Genomic DNA, 21,673 nt, shown 5'->3' with positions numbered 1-21,673 from the left:
AATAAGAGACCGCTCAGGCTGGCTTCATGAAGCCAGCCTGAGCGGTCTCTCTTTTTTGTTAGAAGATAAACAGATGAGCGATAACGACGATCACCGGCAATGTAATAATTGTTCTTTCAATAAAAATGACAAAAAGCTCAAAGAAGTTTAAGGGAATATTCGAACGTAAAATAAGAATTCCAATTTCGGACATGTAAATGAGCTGTGTCAAAGAAATACCGGCAACGACAAAACGGGTAAGCTCGCTCTCGATGCCTCCGCCCACAACTGGCGGCAGGAACATGTCAGCGAAGCCGATAAGCATAGTTTGAGCGGCTGCTCCTGCTTCAGGCAGCTGCATCCATTCCAGTACTGGAACTAAAGGAGCTGAGATGATTTGGAAAACTGGTGTAAACTCTGCAATAATCAGTGCGGCTGCACCTAAGCTCATAACGAGCGGAATTAATCCGAACCAAATATCCAATACAGTTTCCAGCCCGTTTAAGAACAGCTTTTTTGGACTCTTCGCTTTGTTTGCCGTTTCCAATGCCTGCTGCCAGCCCCATTTGAGATTAGATACTCCTTCAGGGATCGATTCATCGATTTGCTGCCCAACTGGCTCATAATACGTGTCAGGCTTTCTAGAAAGCGGAGGGATTCTCGGCATAATGAGTGCAGCGATTACACAAGCGGCGGCTACAGTTAAATAGAAAGGAACGAACAGATGGCCGATACCAACAATATTGGCGACAACAAGGCTGAAAGCGACAGATGCAATAGAAAATGTAGTAGAGATGACAGCTGCTTCTCTCTTAGTGTAATAACCTTGATCGTATTGCTTCGTTGTAACGAGCACGCCGACCGTTCCAGCACCCATCCACGATGCCAGGCAATCAATGGATGAACGTCCAGGCAAGGTGAATAATGGCCGCATGAACTTTTGCACTAGGGCGCCGATGAACTCCATTAGGCCAAACTCCACTAAAAGTGGCAGTAAGAGACCTGCAAATAGAAACCATGTCATCAATACAGGAGCCAGGTCATAAAGGACGACTCCCCCGGTGGCACGGGACCAGATAAATTCAGGTCCGGCTTCAAGGATTGTCAATAAACCAATCAGAAAACCGGCAGCTCTCATGGCAAGCCCAACAGGACCAACGTGAAAAAGTGTATGCAGCATGCGGTTTTCCATAATGAATCTAGGTTTCAGCAGTAAAGTAATAGCAGATAAACCGGCAGATACCCCTAGCATAAGTACAATGAAGCCAGGCAGGTAATCCCCGACAGCTGATTGGACGAAGGAAGCCATAATTCCTACACCGATCGTAATGGCTCCGTCGTATTTAACCGGAACAAGAAATAAAAGTGCACCAATAAAGGATGGGATAATAAATTTCCAATAATTTATATGATCGGCAGTCGAAGCGTTCGTTGACTTTGCCGTCAAGTCTAATGATGTCTTCATACAATAAGCCTCCTTTTGCTTTGAGATTATTATAGTATATTTATTCGTAAAAGTGTATATTTATTTGAAGTTTTTTCGATTTTTCTTATCGAATGCTCAGTAAGAAGCAGAAAGCTGGTCGAAAAATGCTAAAAGTATGTCATAATAGAAGATGCAGGGCAAACAATTTTGCTTTTAGGTTGATTTAGCCGATTGAAAAAAAGTAAGATAAAGAGTATAGAAAGGCATCTGTCAATTGGATATCATTACTAACCGTGATTAATATTATATAGATACGGAAGTATAAATATAAAAGGATCGACTTGTTTTTACATACAGCAGCGGGAAAGGAGACTACAAGCATGGCAGCAGAGAAAAGTGACGTGAAGAATTATATGATCAATGTCGACGGAGTTCAGTTTGACTGGGAGATGAACAAAGGGCTCTTTAATTATGCTGGGGGGGACTCCATTCTCTTCTGGGTATCAACCGCCATGAAAACATTTCTTGATACGATCGAGGAAGTATCCGGAGAAGAGGCGGCCGGAGTTGTTCTGGAAGCCACCGGTTTTCGTCAAGGGCATGTCGTTGGCGAGTACTTCAAGAAGGATAACATAGCGACTGAGCAAGCTCTAGCCATGATTCGCCCTATGTATGCTTCGGCTGGCTGGGGGAATATTGTCATCAACCGCGTTTGCGAAGACGAGAAGCAGGCTAATATTCAAATCAAAAACAGCTGGGAATATAGAATTAATGTAGAACAGGGGAAAACAGAACCTGGTCGCTTTATTCCAGGCCATTTCGCAGGGCTTTTAAGCAGTTTATTTAATACAAACATGGCTTATCGCATTATCAAAAGTGAGTTAACAGGAGATGATACCTCCGAATTTGAATTTTTCCCTACTGAGCAATCCATGGAGCAGAACATCCATAGGCTGGCTAGACAGAAAGAAGCTGAAGAGATTGAAAAGCTGGAAGCTGTAGTGGAAGAAAGAACAAAAGAGCTTAATGACTTGGTTAAGGAGATTTCTTCTCCAATTATTCCCGTTTTAGAAGACATTGTGGTTGTGCCTCTGCTTGGCAAGTATGATGAGGCCCGTTCAAAGGAATTAATTGAGAAAACGTTAACGAATCTTCCGAAGCATAAAGCCCAGTACCTCGTGTTAGACTTGACTGGCCTTGATAGAGATGTAAGCGAGTTAACTATTGAGTTTATTGATAAGCTAGGTACCGGTGCTTCCTTGATTGGAACAGAAACCATTCTCGTAGGTATTTCTCCTGAAATGGGGATGGCGATTGCTTCTTCTGATTCCAATCTGTCGACATTTAATTGCTTCCGGAGCTTGCATCACGGCATCCTATTTGCATTAGCTCAACAAGGAAGACAAATTGTATAAGTGAACGGTATTAACAGCCGGCAAGAACGCATCCCCGTTTCTTGCCGGCTGTTTTTTTATGTGAAGTGCATGTCTTTTAGGCTAATGAAGGACAAAATCCCTACAACGAGTTAAGGAAAATCAGGGAAAATATACTATAAATTGAATGGTATGCTAAATTGAGTGAAAAAAAGAGGAAGTGTGAGTGAGGAGGAACAGAAAGATGAAGAAACTAGGCGTGCTAACGCTTGCTCTATTGGTGTTATTTTCCTTAGCCGCTTGTGGGGGTTCTCAAGAAGCAAGCGGCAGTACAGGCAAAAGCAAGATAGCTGAAGCGGCTATCGAGCAGGCGGAATACATATTGGCCGGAGAAGACGGTGAATCACAAGGGGAGGAACGTGGACTGCTGGCGGTGGACGTAAAGGTGAAGAACAATTCGGATTCTACGATCCATATCTCTTCATACGATGGCGTGTATTTGTATGACGGCGATGAGCAGTTAAGTCCAGAGCAAGGCCTTTATGGTCGAGGCATTGACTTAGAGCATGAAGGGAGCGGTGCTATTGGTGCCGGCAAGGCTAAAACAATCCCCGTGTATTTTAATGTCGAGAAAGGAAAAACTTACGAAATTGGCTTGACCCCTCGTTTATCCGAGCCGGGAGAAGAGGCAGATGAAATTTTGCTTACATTGGATACCACGGAATATGAGGAGAGCTACCAGCAATTAGAAGAACCTGCAAAAGCTTTGACAGCATATATTGATGTGATTTACTTAGGTAAAGAGAATGCTGACTATGAAAAGCTGGTAACGGCAGATAAGGAAGCTGTGCAGCAAAAAGCAAAGGATGAATTCAAGAAACAGCTGGGGCTTTCAATAACAAAGGACATCGCAAGCGAGGAAGCAGTGACATACTATAACAGTTACCAAAGCGCTCTGCGGGAAAAGGCAGAAGCTAAGGCAAAAACCGTTGAGAAAGCTGGGGACAAAGCAGTTGTGAAACTGGACTATTCAACAGTCTCTTTAGATAACTTGTATGAGGAGCTTTATAATTATCAAAGAGAGTACAGAGAAAATACAGGCGGATATGACACGGAGAAAGAGCAGCAATACGCTTTATCTAAATTTGATACAATCGTTCAATTATTGGGAGTAGCCAACAGCAGCAACGGAGCGAACATTCATATGATCAAAAAGGACGGAAAGTGGACGGTGGATACTTCTGATTATAACAGCGATACCCTTATCCAAGCATTTGCAGAAGGCAAAGCTTATTAGAGGAGGGGGATCATGAATAAAAGACGTATCTTTATTTTATCAGCTGCTGTATTGATCCTGGCCTTTGGCGGCTTGTTTTTTGGCTTGAAGCAGGCGGCCTCTCCAGAGAAAGTCGTTGACACCTTTAAGGAAGCGGTCCAAAAGGATGATCTATCTATGCTGCAAGAGCTGATTGTACCAGATGATAAACAGGCAGAGCTCAGCCGCTCATCCATTCAGGCAATGATTTCCTACTTAAAGGAAAATGCAAGCAGTTATGAGGCGATTGTAGAAGGTCTTGAGCAGCAAGTAGAAGAGAATGATTATGCGGCAAGTGCTCAGCAAATTAGCTTAACAGAGGAAGGGAAAAAGTGGGGCGTGTTTCCCGACTACAAACTAAAAGCCAAGACAGCTGTGATTAAACTTACAGGACAGAATGAAACAGATACTATTAGTCTTACGGCTGGCGAATCAAAACGCCCGATCAAACAGCTGGAGAATGAGCAGTACGGACCTGTTCTTCCGGGTACATATACATTAAATGTCACTGTAAATAATGAGCTAGGCACATTTAAAGCAGAAGAGAAAAAAGAAGTGTGGGGAAGTCCGGAGGTTAGTGTTGTCATTAACAGCAGCGCTTTAGCCAGTGCAGATAAGGGTGTGCAGCAGGCTGTTATAACAGCGCTGGATACGCTAAACCGGGACCTCGCTGTTTATCAAACATCTGGATACGACAAAAGCAAGTTGACCAATGTAACAAACGAGATCCGTGAGGAAACAGCTTTCTTGCAAGAGAGCTTTACGTTATTGCAGGATTATTTGGACGAAATACATGTTCAATATACAGGGGCCGTTATTAATTTGGACGATTTAGGTGTCCATTATTTCGATGGAAAGTGGTCAGCGGATGCTACTGCTCTTGTGGCCTTTGACAATAAGCTGAAGTATCGAGATCTTCAAGGATTTGAGGATCATTCTATCCGCTCTCTCGTCACGTATTCTCTTTTTTATGATAAAGAGGAGAAAAAGTGGCTGATCGACGGCATGCAGGAAAGAGAGCCGGTCGGATCAGAAGAAACCTACTGGGAGAATAAAAAAGAGCTAAAGGTTGAGAATCCCCCTGTTTTGAAATGGCAGCGGGAAGGTGCGGAAGGAGTTAAGTTGTAAAACAAAGAAAAGCACGGGAAACTATCCTCGTGCTTTTTTGCTCTTATTCAGTATTTAGTCTTTCTGAGGCGTTTCTTGCCAGATACTATCAAGGTGGTTCCCTACTATTTCCGAGAGCCGGGTCTGATTCAAGCGATCAGGGGCCAGCAAGGCATGGAGAGCCAGTCCGTCGATAAGGGCGTACAGCCGTTCTGCTTCTGCGTCTAAATCTATACCGTCTCTTAAATAACCAGCTTTGTTGAGAGAGTGTACCATTCGGGTGATTCCGTCGAATAATCCATCCTCATAAGGGTGAACACCCGCTCTTTTGTGACGGGCATAGGCAACAAAAGAGAACCAAACCTCCATTTCTGCTCTTGTTTCTTCAGTAGTTGGCAGGAGCTCTAATAACATATTTAAGGCCATTTCCTTCGGAGGAAGCTTCCTATCAATTACTCGGTAGATTCTTTGCTCCGCTTGGTTTTTTACGAGGTCCATTGCATATATAAGCAATTCTTCTTGTGTTGAGAAATAGTGACGCAGAGCCCCTAGAGACAAGCCTGCTTCCTTAGCAATGTTTCTGACTGTGGCACCTTCCATTCCTCTATCCAAAATGACCCGCCAGGTCGCTTCAGCGATTTGTTTCTTTCTTTTTTCATGATCAACTAGTTTAGGCATATTGTTATTTTATCAGTAAAAAAAGGGGGAAGCAATTTTATAATACAGTTGTATTATAAAACCGAGGGTGCTAATATAGTTTTAAATAATACAGTTGTACTAAATAAGGGGTGTCTAAATGAATGCTGTTGCCTGGATGATTGTTGCCTGCGAGGTTGCTTTCTGGATTTTTATCGCAGCGGGCTTAGCGACACGGTATATCTTCAAGCGAAAAAAGCTTGGTCTGTTGTTTCTGGCTTTAACACCGGTTGTTGACTTAGCTCTGCTCATCATGGCGGGAATAGATTTAGCAGGAGGAGCTGCTGCAACCATGGCTCATGCCCTGGCTGCTGTCTATATCGGGGTGTCTATTGCTTTCGGGAAAAGCATGATTCAATGGGCGGATGAGAAGTTTTTATACTATGTCATGAAGCAAGGAGAGAAGCCTGCTAAAAAGCATGGAATAGGCTACGCCAAACATCAGCTGGCGGGCTGGAGCCGGCATCTAATGGCTTACCTCATCGGGCTTTCCATACTATCAATCATGATCTTCCTTATTAATGACGCAACAAGAACAGAGGCATTAAGCGGTGTCGTTAGAGTATGGTCTCTTGTATTAGTGATTGATTTAGCTATCTCTGTTAGCTATTTTGTATGGCCTAAAAAGAAAAATGCTTAACTGACGATAAAGAATATAGGCAGCCCGGCTTTCTTGACAGCCGGGCTTTTTTATTTGCAGGAAACCCGGTTATAAGTCCTGATTTTTCAAGTTATTTATTGTGTTACAATAGTATCAATATTCTTAAAAGGAGCTATCACCCCCAATGTCTGTCTTGTTTAAGTCAATATTTATCGTTTTATCCTTGCTATGGGCTGCTTTTTCCTGGCCGTATGCTGCTTTGGCTGAAGAGGCAGACAACTTATCCGATGAGGCCAAAAAGCCGATGGCGGAGAAAGTATATCAAGTGGCTGTCGACGAGCACCTTCCGCCCTTTTCTTATATAAATGAGGCAGGAGAGCTAACCGGCTTTAGCGTCGAGCTGTTTCGCCGAATCGCGGAGGCTCAGCAGATAGAAGTGGCCTTTCACCCCATGAATCTATATGAAGCAGAGCGTGCTCTTGAAGAAGGAACAGTTGATGCCGTTATAGGAATGAAGTACTCAGTTGAACGGAGCGAACGTTTCCGTTTCTCGGAGTCTTACTTCACTACCACGGATGTGATGGTCATTCCATCAGAGGCTGCCAATGAGATTAACAGCTTAGCCGGTTTAAGAGGGAAAACAATTGTTATGCAGGAGGATCCTGTTTCTTTTGAACTTCTCTTGAATGTCAGAAGAGTGGAGTTTCAGTTAGCTTTAAATGCTAAAGACAGCTTTCAATTTTTGCTGATGGACAGAGCCGATGCTTGGCTGACGAATAAACGGACGGCTGAGTTTTATTTAGATCAATCCGGGGAGCGGGAGAACTACCGTATTCTTGAGCATATAAGTGTTCCTTCAGACTTTGCAGTTGCTGTGCGCCAAGGAGAAAGAGATCTGCTGCAGCTCGTAAACGAGTCGTTAGCTGATATGCAAACAAACGGTGACTATCAAAGGCTGTATACACAGTGGTTTGGCCTGCATCCGGACAGCCAGCTGAGGGAGATGCGCAATTGGATTATTTTCCTGTCCATTGTAATAGGGTGTGCTGCCATTATACTGATTGTGATCTACTTGTGGAATAAGCGTTTAAAGAAGGAAGTGGCTAAGCGGACCTCTGCCTTGGCGGAGGCTAATGTGAAGCTCGAGCAGCAGCAGAAAGCACTATCGCAGGCTGATGCTTTTAAAACGCAAATCATCCATCATCTGTATTATGGAATCTTAACCTTTAACAAAGAACTGCAGGTAACGAGCCTGAACGAGCGGGCAAAAGAGCTGCTAGGGTTTGGCCGGGACGAACTGCTAGAGCCGGCTGATATTCTCGGGACGCCCCTGATTGCCAAGATCGTAAGGGAATACACAGAGCATGTAGAAAGCAACCAACAGCCGGCCATTCTTTCAGAGGAAATAGAGATCGAAGTGAATGAAGAGACTCGTTATATTCTATATCGAGCGATTCCTTTGCAGGAAGGTGAAGAAGAGAAAAGCGGCTTTTTAATCACGCTTGCTGACCGTTCTGAGGCAAAGATGCTGGAGAAGAAGCTTGCCACTCAAGAAAAAATGAGGGCGCTCGGGCAGCTCGTAGCAGGCGTTGCTCACGAAATCCGCAACCCCCTGACATCGATGAAGACTTTTATTGATCTGCTGCCATATAAATACGAGGATGTTCGTTTTCGTGAGGAACTGATTAAACATGTACCGGAAGCATTGAGGCGAATGAATAAGATTGTGGAATCGCTGCTTGACTATGCTCGACCTAAGTTCCCAAAAAAGAAAATGCTTGGAGCTGGCCGCTTTATTCAATCGGTTGTAGCTATCATCGAACCGACAATGAAGAAACAGCAGGTTCGCCTGTCGCTGGACATTGAGCAAGACGATCCGATCGTTTGTGACCCGGATCAGCTTAAGCAGGTGCTGCTCAACCTGCTATTAAATGCACTGGATGCTATGGAAGAAGCAGAGGAAAAGAAGCTGACCATTTCAACTGAGAGGAAAGATGACATCACTTTCGTTCACGTAACAGACAGCGGAATGGGGATGGACAAGGAAGATATCTCTCATATCTTCGAACCTTTTTATACGACCAAGCCGCATGGTGTTGGGTTAGGGTTGACACTTTGCTATCAGTGGATTAAAGAAAATGATGGAGATATGCAGATTGAATCGATGAAAGGAAAAGGAACGACCTTCACGATTGCATTGCCTGCTAAATGGGAGGAGGAAAACGAATGAAGCCTTCGGTACTTATTCTAGATGATGAGCCAGCAATTGGTTCATCCTTGCGCTTTGCCTTGGAGAATACATATGATGTGCAATCGGTAACGAGAGTGGAAGAGGCAAGAGAAATATTGAAGCAGCAGCCGATCCATCTATTAATATTAGATTGGCGCCTTGGTGAAGTGGATGGATTAGACGTGCTAGAAGAAGTAAAACGTGAGTATCCGTCTATTTCAGTGATTATGATGACTGCCTATGGAACGATTGAGTCATCTGTTGAAGCAATGAAGCGAGGAGCGTACCATTACATTACCAAGCCGCTTGATATTGATGAATTGCATTTATTAATTGAGAAAGCGCTAGAGCACCAGGCATTACATAGCAAGATTCGAGAGTTAAATGAAACCATTGATAGAATAAAAGGTTACGATCAAATGATCGGAGAAAGTCCAGCTATGAAGAAGGTCTTCTCTATTATTGAGCAGGTAAAAGACATTGACTCCAGCGTACTCATCTATGGGGAAAGCGGAACAGGAAAGGAGCTTGTAGCCCGCGCTTTACACAGGCAAGGAAAGCGGAAAGATAAACCTTTCATTTCAGTGAACTGTGCAGCTATCCCGGAAGCACTGCTTGAAAGTGAACTGTTTGGCTATGCAAAAGGAGCGTTCACAGGCGCTGTCAGCAGCCGGGAGGGAAAGCTGGCTGCTGCTGCGGGCGGAACATTGTTTCTTGATGAGATTGGTGATATGCCATCCGCTTTACAGGCGAAAATGCTGAGGGTGCTTCAGGAAAAGGAATATATGCCTCTCGGTTCCACGGAGATCAAAAAAGTGGATGTCCGAATTATCAGTGCGACAAACAAAGATCTGCAGCAAATGGTCAAGGAAAGAGCCTTCCGAGAAGATTTGTTTTTCCGTTTGAATGTGATTCCTATTGAGCTTCCGCTTTTACGAGAGAGAAAAGAGGATCTGCGAACACTGATTCCTTATTTCTTGAAAAAGTATGCTGAAGACATGCAGCGTCCTATGCCCGTTTTATCCGAACAAGCTTGGGAAAGGCTGCTTGCCTATGATTACCCGGGAAATATACGGGAGTTAAGCAATATATTAGAGTACACGGTCGCCATGACGAGAAGGGAGAACATAGATGAAGAGGATCTGCCGCTTGTTGTTCGGTCTGACAAGGCCTCTAAAAAGGAGCTGGATCATCACTCAAGTGATTATATTAAAATACCTTTTGGTGCGACAATGAAAGAGGCAGAACGGTTAATTATTGAGGAAGTATTAAAGCAATGTAACGATAGCAGAAAAGAGACGGCGCAATTATTAGGAATCAGTGAACGCAGCCTGCGGAATAAACTTCAGCTTTACAGAGAGTCGAATAAATAGGAGAAAAAAATGCCGCTTGGGAAGATTTTGCCGCCCTAAGCGGCATTTTTTGCCGTTTTTAATAATATGCTAGTTAATTTTACTGAATTTTATAAATGGTACGAATCTTGCATTATGTTTAGCAAAAAGAAAAAGAGGTGGGAAAAGTGAAGAAACGCATTACATTTGTCCTTATTTTAAGCTTATCACTTATTATTGCGGCTTGTGGAAATTCTGCTGAAAATGGACAGGCAGAAGGAGAAGCAGCTGCTTCAGGCCCTCTTTCTGGCCAAACAGTCACTATTCTGACTGGAGGCACATCAGGTATCTACTTCCAGGTGGGCAATGCTTTAGCAAAAGTATATGGAGAAGAGCTTGGTGCCCAGACAAGTGCGCAAACAACGGGCGCATCGGCAGAAAATACATCAAAGCTTTACCAGGAAAAAGCCGAGCTGGGGTTCGCAATGGCTGACACGGTAACGGATGCTTACAACGGTGAAGGAAACTTCGCAAAAGTGGGAGCGCTTTCTAATGTGCGGGCAGTGGCTTCTCTTTATCCAAACTACTTGCAAATCGTTGCGCCTAAAGATCTTGGTATTGAAAGATTAGAGGATTTAAAAGGAAAAGATATTGCGGTTGGCGCTCTTGGAAGCGGTACCGAAATTATGGCGAAACGAGTCTTGGAAGGTGCCGGCTTAACTTACGACGATATTAATGCAGATTTCTTGTCCTTCTCAGAAGGAATTGAAGGCATCAAAAACGGAACAACCGATGCTGCGTTTTTATCTTCCGGCTACCCGAACTCAGGAATTATGGAACTGGCAGCGACGGATGAGGTGGAAATTATTCCTGTGCCGAAAGAGCTGACTGAAAAGCTTCAGAAGAAATACCCTGCCTTTGATGTTGGAGTGATTCCGGCTGGTACGTACGAAGGAGTTGCAGAGGAGCGGGATACAGTCAAAGTTAATAACCTGTTAATTACTCATGAAGGTGTGCCTGAGGAGCATGTATATGAAATGACAAAAGCATTGTTTGAGAACTTGGATGACTTAAGAAATGCCCATAGCTCAGCAAAGCAAATTACACTCGAAAATGCAGTCTCTAAGCTGCCGCTGCCGCTTCATCCAGGTGCAGAGAAATATTTTAAAGAGCAAGGCGTCTTGCAGGAAACACCATCACAATAACGAATAGGGAGGGAGTATAACATGTCTCAAGCAGTGAAAGAAACTCCAGAAACAACTGTTGAACAAGAAGAGCTTTTACAGAAATACGACAATGAATCCAGATTTCGTAAATTTGACAAAGGATTTTGGCGCTGGGCGATATTTATTTTAAGTGTTGCTCTAGCCGGCTACCACTTATATACAGCCTTCATGGGGCCGCTGGATGCGCTCCGGCATCGTTCCTTGCATACAGCCGTCATTGCTGCCCTGGTATTTATCTTATACCCGGCTTTCTATAAAAAGAAAACAGGCCAAAGCAAGGTGACGGTGGTAGATATATTATGGATGATTGCTGCCCTTGCCACAGGCGCTTATATGATCATAGATTACGCAGGCATTGCAGAAAGAATGTCAATCTACATGCCGAGTACTCTCGATATTGTTTTTGGATTAATTACCATCGCAGTTGTTATTGAAGGGGGACGGAGAGTAGTCGGAAATGCATTGACTATTTTAGCTGTGCTCTTCCTTGTATACGCTTTCTTTGGGCAGTATTTCCCTGACTTGTTCAGGCACTCCGGTAAAGAGCTGGAGGATATCGTCACTTATATGTACCTATCAACAGAAGGTATTTACGGTATTGCTATCTCCGTGTCAGCTTCTTACATTATTCTCTTTATTCTGTTTGGTTCTTTCTTAAACAAATCAGGAATGGGCCAGTTCTTTACAGATATTTCGCTTAGCGTAGCCGGCCATACATCTGGTGGTCCAGCTAAAGTAGCTGTTGTATCGAGCGGCTTGCTGGGTTCCATTAATGGGAGTGCATTAGCCAATGTTGTGACAACCGGGGCCTTCACGATTCCGTTAATGAAAAAGGTCGGCTACAGGCCAGCGTTTGCAGGTGCAGTCGAAGCCACAGCTTCTGTCGGCGGTCAGATCATCCCGCCGGTTATGGGGGCTACGGCTTTCATCATGGCAGAGACACTCGGTATGCCATACAACCAGATCGCGCTTGCAGCAATTTTGCCCGCTGTTTTGTACTATTTAGGGATTATTTGTATCGTTCATTTCCAGGCAAAGAAGCACGGCTTAAGCGGAATGTCTAAGGAAGAATTGCCGAATTTATGGCAAGTGCTTAAACGTGGCGGTCATCTATTGATCCCGATTGTTGTTCTAATTGGACTATTGATTGCTGGGAAAACACCATTATTCGCTGCTTTCTATGCGATCGTATTATCAGTCGTTGTTAGCTGGTTCAATAAGGAAACGAGAATGGGTGTTAAAGAAATTCTTGGAGCCATGGAAGACGGTGTCCGTGCGGCTCTTGGCGTGGCCATGTCCTGTGCAATGGTCGGTTTAATCGTAGGGGTCAGTACATTAACAGGACTTGGTCCAAAGCTAACGCAGTCCATTCTTGTACTTGGACAAGGAGACATGTTTTTAACACTGATTTTCACCATGGTTGCTTGTATTGTTATGGGAATGGGTCTGCCATCTATTCCAACATATATTATTACAGCAACAATGGCAGCGCCGGCTCTGCTTGAGTTAGGTGTAGCGCCATTCGTTACTCATATGTTTGTCTTCTACTTCGGTATTTTGGCTAATGTTACTCCTCCGGTTGCTTTAGCTGCTTTTGCGGGTGCTGGAATTGCCGGAGCTGATCCGAACAAGACGGGATTTGAAGCGCTAAGACTCGCGTTATCCGGCTTTATCATTCCGTACATCTTTGTGTTCTCGCCAGTTCTTTTAATGCAGGATGTCTCTAACCCTTTAGAAGTAGTGTGGGTGGCTGCTACGGCGGTCATCGGTATTGTAGGGCTTAGCGCAGCCCTGGAAAGATACTTCTTAACAGATATACCAATTTATCTTGCTGCGATATGCTTGGCTGGTTCCATTACATTAATTGTACCGGGCATGTGGAGTGATATTATTGGTCTGAGCATCTTAAGTCTAGTACTGATTCAGCAGCTGGTTTCACGGGCGAAGATCCGGCAAGGCGTATCAAATAAAAAAGCGGTATAGCATGTAAAGACAGGGCGTTATGCCTTGTCTTTTTCTTATATATGACGCTGTATGGGAGGGTTACTTTTAGCTGCAGAGCCTTACTTTTTGTCGAGTAAGTTACATATGCTAGGGTATATAGTAACTACAAGTAAGGGAGGATGAAGAATGAAACGGACAGCGGAAATGATCTTAACGATTATTGGCATTATTCTAAACCTCTTATTCATCGCTGGCACGGTTCTGTTAGTTAACCTTTTTAAAGACCCGGCTATGAGAAGTGAGCTGGAGGCACAGCTTAGAAATGATCCTCAGCTGGCGAGTGCAGGGGTTGATTTAGCAATGATGGTGGATGTGATCAGTGGTGTCGGCTGGTGGGTGATAGCTGTAGTAGTGATAAGCACTATTTTAAGCTTAATTGCGGCTTTTGCCTTGCGCGGTAATCGTAAGCCTAAGCTGGCTGGCGGACTGCTGATCGCCAGCGCCCTTATTATTGGCCTAGGCACCATTTTGAGCGGCTGGCTGCCGGCTTTGCTGTTTTTGATAGCTGGTATTTTATGCTTTGCAAGAAAAGAGAGGGTTGCTGCGTAAGCTAATGGAGCAGGCAGGCTGTCCCAAGCGGCAGCCTGTTTTTTAAACGGATCGAAAGGAGAGAGAGTTATGCAGATACCAGAGTGGCTGGCCGATATTGGTAAGAAGAGAATCGATCCTTATCCGGTAGAAGGCTTTGTTTACGGGCAAGGTCCTCAAAGGCCTAAACTCATGCTTGTCGGAGAAGCACCTGGCGAGACAGAGATTCATAACGGCATCCCCTTCAGCGGCCGGGCAGGAGAGGAATTAATGAAGTTCTTAGCGCGAGCGGGAGTAACGAGAGAGGATGTCTATATTACAAGTGCAGTTCGAAGCCGTCCCTACAAATGGGGAGAAAAGCGGACAAGGGCAGGGGAGCTGGTGAAAAGAAAGTATAACCGGGCGCCTACCTCAAGAGAGATTCTTGCCCATGCACCGTTATTGGATTATGAGATCGAGCATGTGGAAGCACCGGTGATCGTTGCGCTCGGCAATATTGGTCTAAAGCGGCTGTGTGGGCCGGATATAAAAGTAACAGATGTACATGGCCAGTTCCTGAAGCAGCCAGTCAGGCGGTTGAAGAGCTTGGAAGACAGTGAATATGAATGGACAGAAAGAGAGTATACGATCTTTCCGACTTTCCATCCGGCTGCTATCTTCTACAACCGCCGGCTGCTGGAACTGATTCATGAGGATATGGATAAACTGAAAGACTACTTACAATCGAATGCGCCGATGGACAAGCAGGCCGATCAGCACGAGCACCATTAAGGAGCCGAGCGCTGTTCGGCTTGCTATATTTCCGTAATCGGCGAGGAGAAGAGTAATGGTACCGTATATAAATGGTCCGACAATGGCGGAAACTTTTCCTGAAAAAGCAAATAAACCAAAGAACTGTCCTCTTTTTTCTTCTGGCGTCACCTGAATAATGAAGGTTCTCGAAGTGACCCATACCGCTCCGAGTGAGACGCCGAACAAACTTCCAGCGACCCAGAACATCGCTTCATTAACAGCGAAGGTGCCAATAGATAAGGCGATGAGAAGAATCACTCCAACCAGGTGAACAGCTTTTTGGGCACCGATTGACTTTGTCACATACCCAAAGATAAATGAACCGATAATGCTTGCCACGGTTGAGGCGAGGTAAAGCAAGATAAACTGTCCTGCAGAAAAGCCTACAATCGCACTGGCATATACGGCCATCATGGCAATAGCGGTAGCGATGGCATCATTTAAGAAGAAATAGACAATCATAAAAAGAAGGACGGTTCGATGCTGTTTTGCTTCTTTGAAGGTAGCCAGGATGTCCCGGTAACCGCTTATAAACGATTTTTTCTCTGATGGCACCGAAGGAGTATGCTCCCGCCCGACAATCATTAAAGGCAGAGAGAAAACTAAAAATAATAAAGCCGTTGGAATAAAAGCCTGGTGGAAGCCGCTGTCTCCGATAAATGGATAGATGGACAGACCCGCGAGTGTGCCGATATAGCCGACGGCCACACCGAAGCCGGAAATTAAAGGAATATCTTCTTTTGTCCCCAAATCAGCGAGCATTGTATCGTAGAAGATTAAGCTGGAATGATAGAAGAACTTTGCTATCACAAATAATAAAATGACCAAAAGCAGGGAAGCAGGCAGGCCAAACCATTCTTGCTGAAGGTTAGAGGAAGCAAGAAGGCCCATTAGAATGGTAGCGGCCACACAAATGAGCGTGAAGGGAACAATGTATCGTTTCTTTCTTCCGGTACGGTCAATCAGCACTCCAAACAGAGGAGAGAACAAAACGAGCAGCAAGCTGGCAGCCGCATTCGCATAGGAAATAAATGTACTGGCTATTTGGTTGAGCTGTTCATTGCCGCCGATGGTTTCCTGTAAATAGAAGGGAAAAAAGATCGTGATGATGTTAGAGGAAAAAATGGTGTTCGCAAAGTCATAAAGCGCCCAGGACAGAACGGGAAGAGAGAAGTACAGCCCCCATATGGAGCGTTTCGTTTGTGGAACGTTTCTTTCTGCTTGTGCCATTATGTTCATCCTTTCCTTAGCTCTTTCCTTTATTGTAGTGGAAAGAGCATCTGAAACGCCAAGAATACTGTCGAATGAAAAAATAGTTTTATCTCTTTAAATAAGGGAAATTCATTTATAAAACGGGAGGAGGAAAGCAGATGGCTGATAATAACAATAAGAACCGTTTAACAGAGGAACAAAGAAAATGGCAGGAACAGCAGCAGGAGAACGAATTCAAAAACCAAGCCAGAAATCCCGACCAGCAAAATCGATTAAAAGATCAAGAGAACATGAGAAAGTAAGCGGCAGCCTCTTGCCGGTTGTAAATGATTAAAAAATCTCCTTGGTATGAGAGACAAGACCAGACCTGTGTCTGGTCTTTTAGTTTGGAGACATTAAAACCAATTATTCTGATTAATTTAATAAAATTTAAAAGTAGACGAGAAATTTTATGAGTTTTGCGTTAAAATAAAGGCATGAATGAGAGCGGTTAATTGAAGCGCCGCTGTTTATTATTTTGAGAAGTGAGGGATTTGGTTATGAGTAAAGTATTTATTTTAGGTCACAAGAATCCAGATACAGATTCTATCTGTTCAGCAATTGCTTACGCTGCTCTGAAGAAAGAGTTAGGAGTAGACGTAGAGCCGGTTCGTCTTGGCAGTGTGAATGCAGAAACAGAGTATGCATTAAAGCAATTTAATGCTGAAGCTCCCCGTCTTATTGAAAAAGCAGCGCCTGAAGTAGAAAAAGTTATCCTAGTAGACCATAACGAGCGCCAGCAGAGCGTGGATGATATTGATGAAGTAAGCGTCATCGAAGTAATTGACCACCATCGTATCGCTAACTTCGAGACAAGCGACCCGCTATACTATCGTGCGGAGCCAGTTGGCTGTACAGCTACGATCCTGAACAAAATGTATAAGGAAAACGGTGTGAAAGTTCAGAAGGATGTAGCAGGGCTTATGTTATCAGCCATCATTTCTGATTCACTCTTATTTAAATCACCAACATGCACAGAAGAAGATGTACAAGCAGCGAAAGAGTTAGCAGAAATTGCGGGAGTGAATGCAGAAGAATATGGACTAGCTATGCTGAAAGCAGGGGCTGATCTAAGCCAGACATCAGCTGCAGAGCTTGTTTCCCTTGATTCAAAAGTATTTTCTATGGGTGATTACCAAGTAGAGGTAGCACAGGTGAATGCGGTAGACGTAAATGATGTGTTAAGCCGCAAAGAAGAGGTCGAAAATGAGCTTAACCGCACGGTTGCTGATAAGAAGCTGGATTTATTCCTATTCGTTGTCACAGATATTTTAAACAGCGATTCGGTCGGCATTGTAGCGGGCAGTGAATTAGAAAGCGTAGAAAAAGCATTTAATACGCCTCTAGCTGAAGACCGCACGATCGTATTGAAGGGTGTTGTATCTCGTAAGAAGCAAATCGTTCCAGTGCTAACAAATGTATTTCAAGAAATGACACATTCTAAATAATAACAGTAATTAGCAAAAAAGCATGACAGGGCGTTTTCTGTCATGCTTTTTTGTGTATGTGAGAATAGAGAACTAATAGTGAGGTAAGTGGGAAAATTATTATTATTTCGAAATAGCAACAAGTAATTGACAGAAAAGTGAAATAGACTTACTATATAGTGGTTTCATTTTTTTAATATAACTTATGCCTATCGAGAGAGTTGAAGGAACTTTCAGAAATAATTAGGCGTTAAAAGGAAGGAGAGCTTTAATTGGACAGCCGTTACAAGGATAAAATTGTCCAAAGCGTGCCTCAGAAGGGATTTTTTGGACATCCCAAAGGGCTATTTACTTTGTTCTTCACAGAGTTCTGGGAACGTTTTTCTTATTATGGAATGAGAGCAATTCTGCTCTATTATATGTATTACGAAGTAACACAAGGCGGGTTAGGATTTGACCAGGCAACAGCCGCCTCTATTATGGCGATCTACGGTTCGCTAGTGTACATGTCTGGAATTATTGGAGGGTGGCTGGCTGACCGGCTTCTTGGTACTTCGAGAACGGTCTTCTGGGGCGGCGTACTGATCATGTTTGGTCACATCGCTCTTGCTGTGCCTGCTGGTGCATCGGCTCTATTTATCTCCATGGCTTTGATCGTTATTGGTACAGGCTTACTAAAGCCGAACGTATCAAGCATGGTTGGTGATCTTTATGCAGATGAAGACCCTCGACGCGATTCGGGCTTCAGTATTTTCTACATGGGAATTAACGCCGGGGCTTTAATTGCTCCACTTATTGTCGGAACAGTAGGACAGGAATACAATTTCCACCTTGGATTTAGTCTTGCTGCAATCGGAATGTTCCTTGGTCTTGTGCTGTTCATTGTAACGAAAAAGAAAAGCCTAGGCTTAGCTGGAACGTATGTACCTAACCCTTTAACAGGTGAGGAAAAGAAAAAAACTTTAACCCGTATCGGTTTAGGTATCCTCGTTATTGTCATTTTAGGAGCTGTCGGTATCATGACCGGCTTGCTGACGATCGAGCGGTTTATTTTCATGGTAAGTATTCTAGGTATCTTGATTCCTGCTGCCTATTTTACATTTATGTACCGCAGCAAGAAGACGACAGAGGTGGAACGCTCTCGTTTGCTTGCTTATATTCCTTTATTTGTTGCAGCGATGATGTTCTGGGCGATTCAGGAACAGGGAGCCATCATCTTGGCGCGTTATGCAGATGAACGGACACAGCTGCAGTTTGCCGGTATAGAAATTCAGTCTTCTTGGTTCCAATCATTGAATCCGTTGTTTATCGTGTTTCTTGCTCCGGTCTTCGCATGGCTGTGGATCAAGCTTGGCAACCGCCAGCCATCTACACCTAAGAAGTTCTCACTCGGTTTGTTCTTTGCTGGTTTATCGTTCCTCGTAATGATTATTCCAGCATACACGAATGGAACAGAGACTTTAGTGAATCCAATGTGGCTGGTACTGAGCTTTTTCCTAGTAGTTCTTGGTGAGCTCTGCCTTTCTCCGGTCGGCTTATCAGCGACAACGAAGCTGGCCCCGGCTGCTTTTACAGCACAGACAATGAGCCTGTGGTTCCTGACAAATGCTTCAGCGCAGGCCATCAATGCTCAAATTGTCCGTTTCTATTCTCCGGAAACAGAGATTGTTTATTTTGGTGTCATCGGAGGGATTTCTATTATCCTTGGTGTGATCCTCTATCTGTCTTCGAAGAAAATTCATGGAATGATGAGAGGCGTCAATTAATAAAATAAGAGTAAGCCCTGTTCGTGTAAGCGGCAGGGATTGCTCCCATTGTTTCTTACAATAGCAAGCTATTTGCCTGTTCAAACGGCAAATAGCTTTTTTTATTGCTCCTTTGTTATATTGGTTAAAAACCCGCCCTTATAGAAGAGGCAGAAGGAGGAGCTATGGTGACAGAGAAGCTATTTTATCAAGATGCATACCAGCAGTCGTTCCATGCAGAAGTCATAAAAAGCGGAGCCGATCATGAGAAGGGACCATTCGTTGTATTAGACCGGACTGCTTTTTATCCGGAGGGAGGCGGGCAGCCGGCTGATCAAGGAAAACTGGACGGGCGAGAAGTGCTGGATGTTCAAACAGTTGACGGTGAAATCCGTCATTATTTAAGAGCTGGCGAAGATGTGCCAAAGGGGAAAGTGTTCGGAGAAATTGATTGGGAGCGGCGCTTCGACCATATGCAGCATATGGGGCAGCATATTTTATCCGCCGCCTTCGAAGAGCTTTTTGATATACCTACAACGAGCTTCCATCTGGGTGAAGACACAGTGACTATTGATTTAAATATAGAAGCGTTGTCCGAAGAGCAGATGGTGGCAGCGGAAGCAAAGGCAAACGAGATTATCCTGGACAACCGTCCTGTTGAGACAAAGTGGATGACTGTAGAGGAAGCTTCCCGTTATCCGTTAAGAAAAGCACTTGCTGTCACGGGAGATGTTCGTCTCGTGATTATTCCGAATTGGGACTATAACGGCTGTGGCGGCACGCACCCTTCCAGAACAGGTGAGGTCATGGCGGTTAAGCTGCTCAAATGGGAAAGGCAACGCAAGCAGGCACGCTTGGAATTTGTCTGTGGTCACCGTGTACTAAAGCAGCTTCATGACAAGCAAGCGGTGCTCAAAAAATTAGCGCAGCTGCTGAATAGCCCGCAGGCTAAGATGAGTGAAGCGGCGGAACGGCTCCTTCAGGAGAGGAAAGACCTGCAGGCTGAACTGGAAGACAGAGAAGAGCGTCTCCTTGAATATGAAGCTGGCGCTCTTTGGCAGAAGCACTCAAATGAGCAGGCTGTCATTGAGGTGTTTCAAGGGCGCTCCATTCAAAGCCTGCAAAAGTTGGCAAGGCTGATTGTCAGTAAGGAAAAGCATGCTATCGTTCTTTTGATAGCAGAAGGGGAAGATAAGCTTCAAATGGTTGCTGCAGCTGGAGCAGCAACGACTATTAATTTAAAGGAGTACGCCAGCTTGATCTTTCCACTTATTGAAGGAAAAGGAGGTGGTAACCCTCATTTTATCCAAGGAGGCGGCCGGCGTATCGTGACGAGCAAGGAACTGGCAAATGCCTTTTTAAAGAAAATTGCTTCCGATATAAAAAATAGTTGACGAAAAATTAAGAAATATATAAAATAGATGTATTAATAATAAAGTGGCATGGAAAGTCACTTCCTTAAAGATAACCTCTTTATGATCAAGTGAATAAACCATTCTGCTGTCTTTTTTTCATATGGAAGCTGTTAAATCTGCTTTAGTCTTCGGGAACAGAAGACAAGCGCGCAGGTTAAGCCAGCGGTATTTTTCTTATACGAAAATGCTGCTGGCTTTTTGGTGTTTACTAATAACGAACAATGGAGGAAGAAAAGCGATGTGCAAACAAGCAGAAAAATGCAGAAAGTGCAAGAGCTGTCCTATGTCGGTGGTTATCCAGGAGAAGAGAGCAGGTGGTTCCCATATCAATATCAGCCCCATCAAGAAATAATAAATTGTATCCAATTATAAGATTAAAAAAAGATATACTAGTTAAAATTAAAAGATAAATTGCATATTTCTAAATGTTGTTGCAATTGATCTTGAAGCATGGTATATTTTTTGTATCCAATATACAAAACATTGCTAGTTGCTGGAGTGTTTGCTTATGAATTTTCAGCCATCAAAAGACAAGACAACCGTTGTCAATTACGTTACGAAAAACTTGCGACAGGCAATCCTGAATGGGACCTTTGAAGAAGGAGAAAGGCTGATTCAAGAAGACTGGGCAAACATGCTGAATGTGAGCCGGATGCCGATTCGGGAGGCACTGGCTCAGCTTCAGTCTGAGGGTTTGGTTAAGATTGTTCCTCATAAAGGAGCGATTGTAACGCCGATCACAAAGGAAGATATTGAAGAAATTTATCACTTAAGGGCCTATTTAGAAGGTCTTGCAGTAGAAAAGTCGCTTCCTTTTTTAACGGAAGAAGACAAGGAAGAGCTGCGTGAAACAGTCGAAAGGATGGAAGCGCTTCAGCTGAGTGACGAGACAAATGATTACTATATCTCCCTTAATGAACGCTTTCATCAGCTTCTTAGAAAAGGATGTCCATGGAAGAGAGTAGTGAATGTAGTGGAAAACTTCGGGATTTCACCGATTGCCCCGAGCTTGCTTGCTGACTATTATCCCGAAACGCAAAGGGAACACCGATCGATTTATGAGGCAGCTGTCAGAGATGATCCTGCCGAGCTTCGTGCAGCAGTTGAATATCATATTTTGCGCACAAAGAATAATTTAATTGCTTACATGGCTGAGCTTGAAACCGCTAAGGGGCAGCAGATGCCCAAGTGACGAAAGGAAGATACATAACTGAAAGGGGAAGAGAA

Annotated in this window: 18 protein-coding genes; 15 read left to right on the top strand and 3 right to left on the bottom strand. The window is 44.0% G+C overall.

The features are described 5' to 3' along the window. Nucleotides 1-58: 58 nt before the first annotated feature. Entirely contained in the window at nt 59-1,444 is a 1,386-nt protein-coding gene (locus tag QY97_RS03800) for a YjiH family protein (RefSeq protein WP_083965769.1), read from the bottom strand. A 341-nt stretch (nt 1,445-1,785) separates the two neighbouring features. Between QY97_RS03800 and QY97_RS03795 the strand changes: the two genes are divergently transcribed. The 3 genes from QY97_RS03795 to QY97_RS19475 all read left to right on the top strand — a co-directional run bounded on the left by QY97_RS03795 (nt 1,786) and on the right by QY97_RS19475 (nt 5,221). After that, nucleotides 1,786-2,820: an STAS domain-containing protein gene (locus tag QY97_RS03795; protein WP_039230333.1), complete on the top strand. Its 1,035-nt coding sequence runs from the start codon at nt 1,786-1,788 to the stop codon at nt 2,818-2,820. 202 nt (nt 2,821-3,022) lie between these two features. Next, a complete protein-coding gene (locus QY97_RS03790; RefSeq protein ID WP_039230331.1) occupies nt 3,023-4,075 on the top strand; it encodes a DUF5105 domain-containing protein in 1,053 nt (350 codons plus the stop codon). A 12-nt stretch (nt 4,076-4,087) separates the two neighbouring features. After that, a complete protein-coding gene (locus QY97_RS19475) occupies nt 4,088-5,221 on the top strand; it encodes a TcaA second domain-containing protein (RefSeq protein WP_052728917.1) in 1,134 nt (377 codons plus the stop codon). A gap of 54 nt (nt 5,222-5,275) precedes the next feature. Here the strand turns inward: QY97_RS19475 and QY97_RS03775 are convergent, their stop codons facing one another. Further along, a complete protein-coding gene (locus QY97_RS03775) occupies nt 5,276-5,878 on the bottom strand; it encodes a TetR/AcrR family transcriptional regulator (RefSeq protein WP_039230328.1) in 603 nt (200 codons plus the stop codon). A 118-nt stretch (nt 5,879-5,996) separates the two neighbouring features. Here QY97_RS03775 and QY97_RS03770 point away from each other — a divergent pair, with 118 nt between their 5' ends. The 7 genes from QY97_RS03770 to QY97_RS03740 all read left to right on the top strand — a co-directional run bounded on the left by QY97_RS03770 (nt 5,997) and on the right by QY97_RS03740 (nt 14,587). Further along, nucleotides 5,997-6,536 (top strand): hypothetical protein, encoded by a 540-nt coding sequence (locus QY97_RS03770; protein WP_039230327.1) that lies wholly within the window; start codon nt 5,997-5,999, stop codon nt 6,534-6,536. Between the two features lie 145 nt (nt 6,537-6,681). Continuing rightward, the gene (locus tag QY97_RS03765; protein WP_039230326.1) at nt 6,682-8,727 is read left to right on the top strand and encodes a transporter substrate-binding domain-containing protein; all 2,046 of its coding nucleotides are present in this window, start codon (nt 6,682-6,684) and stop codon (nt 8,725-8,727) included. Further along, nucleotides 8,724-10,100 carry a sigma-54-dependent transcriptional regulator gene (locus QY97_RS03760; RefSeq protein ID WP_039230324.1) on the top strand — a complete coding sequence of 459 codons (1,377 nt, stop codon included), beginning with the start codon at nt 8,724-8,726 and terminating at the stop codon, nt 10,098-10,100. Before QY97_RS03765 ends, QY97_RS03760 begins: the two co-directional genes overlap by 4 nt. A 146-nt stretch (nt 10,101-10,246) precedes the next feature. Next, complete coding sequence (locus QY97_RS03755) at nt 10,247-11,263, top strand: TAXI family TRAP transporter solute-binding subunit (RefSeq protein WP_039230320.1); 1,017 nt, start codon at nt 10,247-10,249, stop codon at nt 11,261-11,263. Between the two features lie 21 nt (nt 11,264-11,284). Then, a complete protein-coding gene (locus tag QY97_RS03750; RefSeq protein ID WP_039230317.1) occupies nt 11,285-13,267 on the top strand; it encodes a TRAP transporter permease in 1,983 nt (660 codons plus the stop codon). A 147-nt stretch (nt 13,268-13,414) separates the two neighbouring features. Continuing rightward, the gene (locus QY97_RS03745; protein WP_039230315.1) at nt 13,415-13,837 is read left to right on the top strand and encodes a DUF4064 domain-containing protein; all 423 of its coding nucleotides are present in this window, start codon (nt 13,415-13,417) and stop codon (nt 13,835-13,837) included. A gap of 69 nt (nt 13,838-13,906) precedes the next feature. Continuing rightward, nucleotides 13,907-14,587: a uracil-DNA glycosylase gene (locus tag QY97_RS03740; RefSeq protein ID WP_039230312.1), complete on the top strand. Its 681-nt coding sequence runs from the start codon at nt 13,907-13,909 to the stop codon at nt 14,585-14,587. Here QY97_RS03740 and QY97_RS03735 read toward each other — a convergent pair. After that, a complete protein-coding gene (locus QY97_RS03735) occupies nt 14,534-15,847 on the bottom strand; it encodes an MFS transporter (protein WP_039230308.1) in 1,314 nt (437 codons plus the stop codon). The two genes, QY97_RS03740 and QY97_RS03735, sit on opposite strands and share 54 nt — an antisense overlap. Nucleotides 15,848-15,978: 131 nt before the next feature. Here QY97_RS03735 and QY97_RS20370 point away from each other — a divergent pair, with 131 nt between their 5' ends. From QY97_RS20370 to QY97_RS03715, 5 genes are all read left to right on the top strand, one after another. After that, entirely contained in the window at nt 15,979-16,122 is a 144-nt protein-coding gene (locus tag QY97_RS20370; RefSeq protein ID WP_156994520.1) for a hypothetical protein, read from the top strand. 237 nt (nt 16,123-16,359) lie between these two features. Further along, nucleotides 16,360-17,307, top strand: a complete 948-nt coding sequence (locus tag QY97_RS03730; protein WP_039230305.1) for a manganese-dependent inorganic pyrophosphatase — start codon at nt 16,360-16,362, stop codon at nt 17,305-17,307. 251 nt (nt 17,308-17,558) lie between these two features. Next, nucleotides 17,559-19,052, top strand: a complete 1,494-nt coding sequence (locus QY97_RS03725) for a peptide MFS transporter (RefSeq protein WP_039230303.1) — start codon at nt 17,559-17,561, stop codon at nt 19,050-19,052. A 164-nt stretch (nt 19,053-19,216) separates the two neighbouring features. Then, a complete protein-coding gene (locus tag QY97_RS03720; protein WP_039230301.1) occupies nt 19,217-20,425 on the top strand; it encodes a serine-tRNA(Ala) deacylase AlaX in 1,209 nt (402 codons plus the stop codon). Nucleotides 20,426-20,954: 529 nt separating this feature from the next. Further along, complete coding sequence (locus tag QY97_RS03715) at nt 20,955-21,638, top strand: GntR family transcriptional regulator (RefSeq protein ID WP_039230299.1); 684 nt, start codon at nt 20,955-20,957, stop codon at nt 21,636-21,638. The last annotated feature ends 35 nt before the right edge of the window (nt 21,639-21,673 follow it).

The organism is Bacillus thermotolerans (genome assembly GCF_000812025.2).
Lineage (GTDB): Bacteria > Bacillota > Bacilli > Bacillales > Domibacillaceae > Quasibacillus > Quasibacillus thermotolerans.
This window is presented reverse-complemented; position numbering and strand designations above follow the sequence as displayed.

What these genes read in the sequence shown, in the direction of transcription:
- QY97_RS03800 (WP_083965769.1), bottom strand. Translation starts at nt 1,444, where the DNA reads ATGAAGACATCATTAGACTTGACGGCAAAGTCAACGAACGCTTCGACT.
- QY97_RS03795 (WP_039230333.1), top strand. Translation starts at nt 1,786, where the DNA reads ATGGCAGCAGAGAAAAGTGACGTGAAGAATTATATGATCAATGTCGAC.
- QY97_RS03790 (WP_039230331.1), top strand. Translation starts at nt 3,023, where the DNA reads ATGAAGAAACTAGGCGTGCTAACGCTTGCTCTATTGGTGTTATTTTCC.
- QY97_RS19475 (WP_052728917.1), top strand. Translation starts at nt 4,088, where the DNA reads ATGAATAAAAGACGTATCTTTATTTTATCAGCTGCTGTATTGATCCTG.
- QY97_RS03775 (WP_039230328.1), bottom strand. Translation starts at nt 5,878, where the DNA reads ATGCCTAAACTAGTTGATCATGAAAAAAGAAAGAAACAAATCGCTGAA.
- QY97_RS03770 (WP_039230327.1), top strand. Translation starts at nt 5,997, where the DNA reads ATGAATGCTGTTGCCTGGATGATTGTTGCCTGCGAGGTTGCTTTCTGG.
- QY97_RS03765 (WP_039230326.1), top strand. Translation starts at nt 6,682, where the DNA reads ATGTCTGTCTTGTTTAAGTCAATATTTATCGTTTTATCCTTGCTATGG.
- QY97_RS03760 (WP_039230324.1), top strand. Translation starts at nt 8,724, where the DNA reads ATGAAGCCTTCGGTACTTATTCTAGATGATGAGCCAGCAATTGGTTCA.
- QY97_RS03750 (WP_039230317.1), top strand. Translation starts at nt 11,285, where the DNA reads ATGTCTCAAGCAGTGAAAGAAACTCCAGAAACAACTGTTGAACAAGAA.
- QY97_RS03745 (WP_039230315.1), top strand. Translation starts at nt 13,415, where the DNA reads ATGAAACGGACAGCGGAAATGATCTTAACGATTATTGGCATTATTCTA.
- QY97_RS03740 (WP_039230312.1), top strand. Translation starts at nt 13,907, where the DNA reads ATGCAGATACCAGAGTGGCTGGCCGATATTGGTAAGAAGAGAATCGAT.
- QY97_RS03735 (WP_039230308.1), bottom strand. Translation starts at nt 15,847, where the DNA reads ATGAACATAATGGCACAAGCAGAAAGAAACGTTCCACAAACGAAACGC.
- QY97_RS20370 (WP_156994520.1), top strand. Translation starts at nt 15,979, where the DNA reads ATGGCTGATAATAACAATAAGAACCGTTTAACAGAGGAACAAAGAAAA.
- QY97_RS03730 (WP_039230305.1), top strand. Translation starts at nt 16,360, where the DNA reads ATGAGTAAAGTATTTATTTTAGGTCACAAGAATCCAGATACAGATTCT.
- QY97_RS03720 (WP_039230301.1), top strand. Translation starts at nt 19,217, where the DNA reads ATGGTGACAGAGAAGCTATTTTATCAAGATGCATACCAGCAGTCGTTC.
- QY97_RS03715 (WP_039230299.1), top strand. Translation starts at nt 20,955, where the DNA reads ATGAATTTTCAGCCATCAAAAGACAAGACAACCGTTGTCAATTACGTT.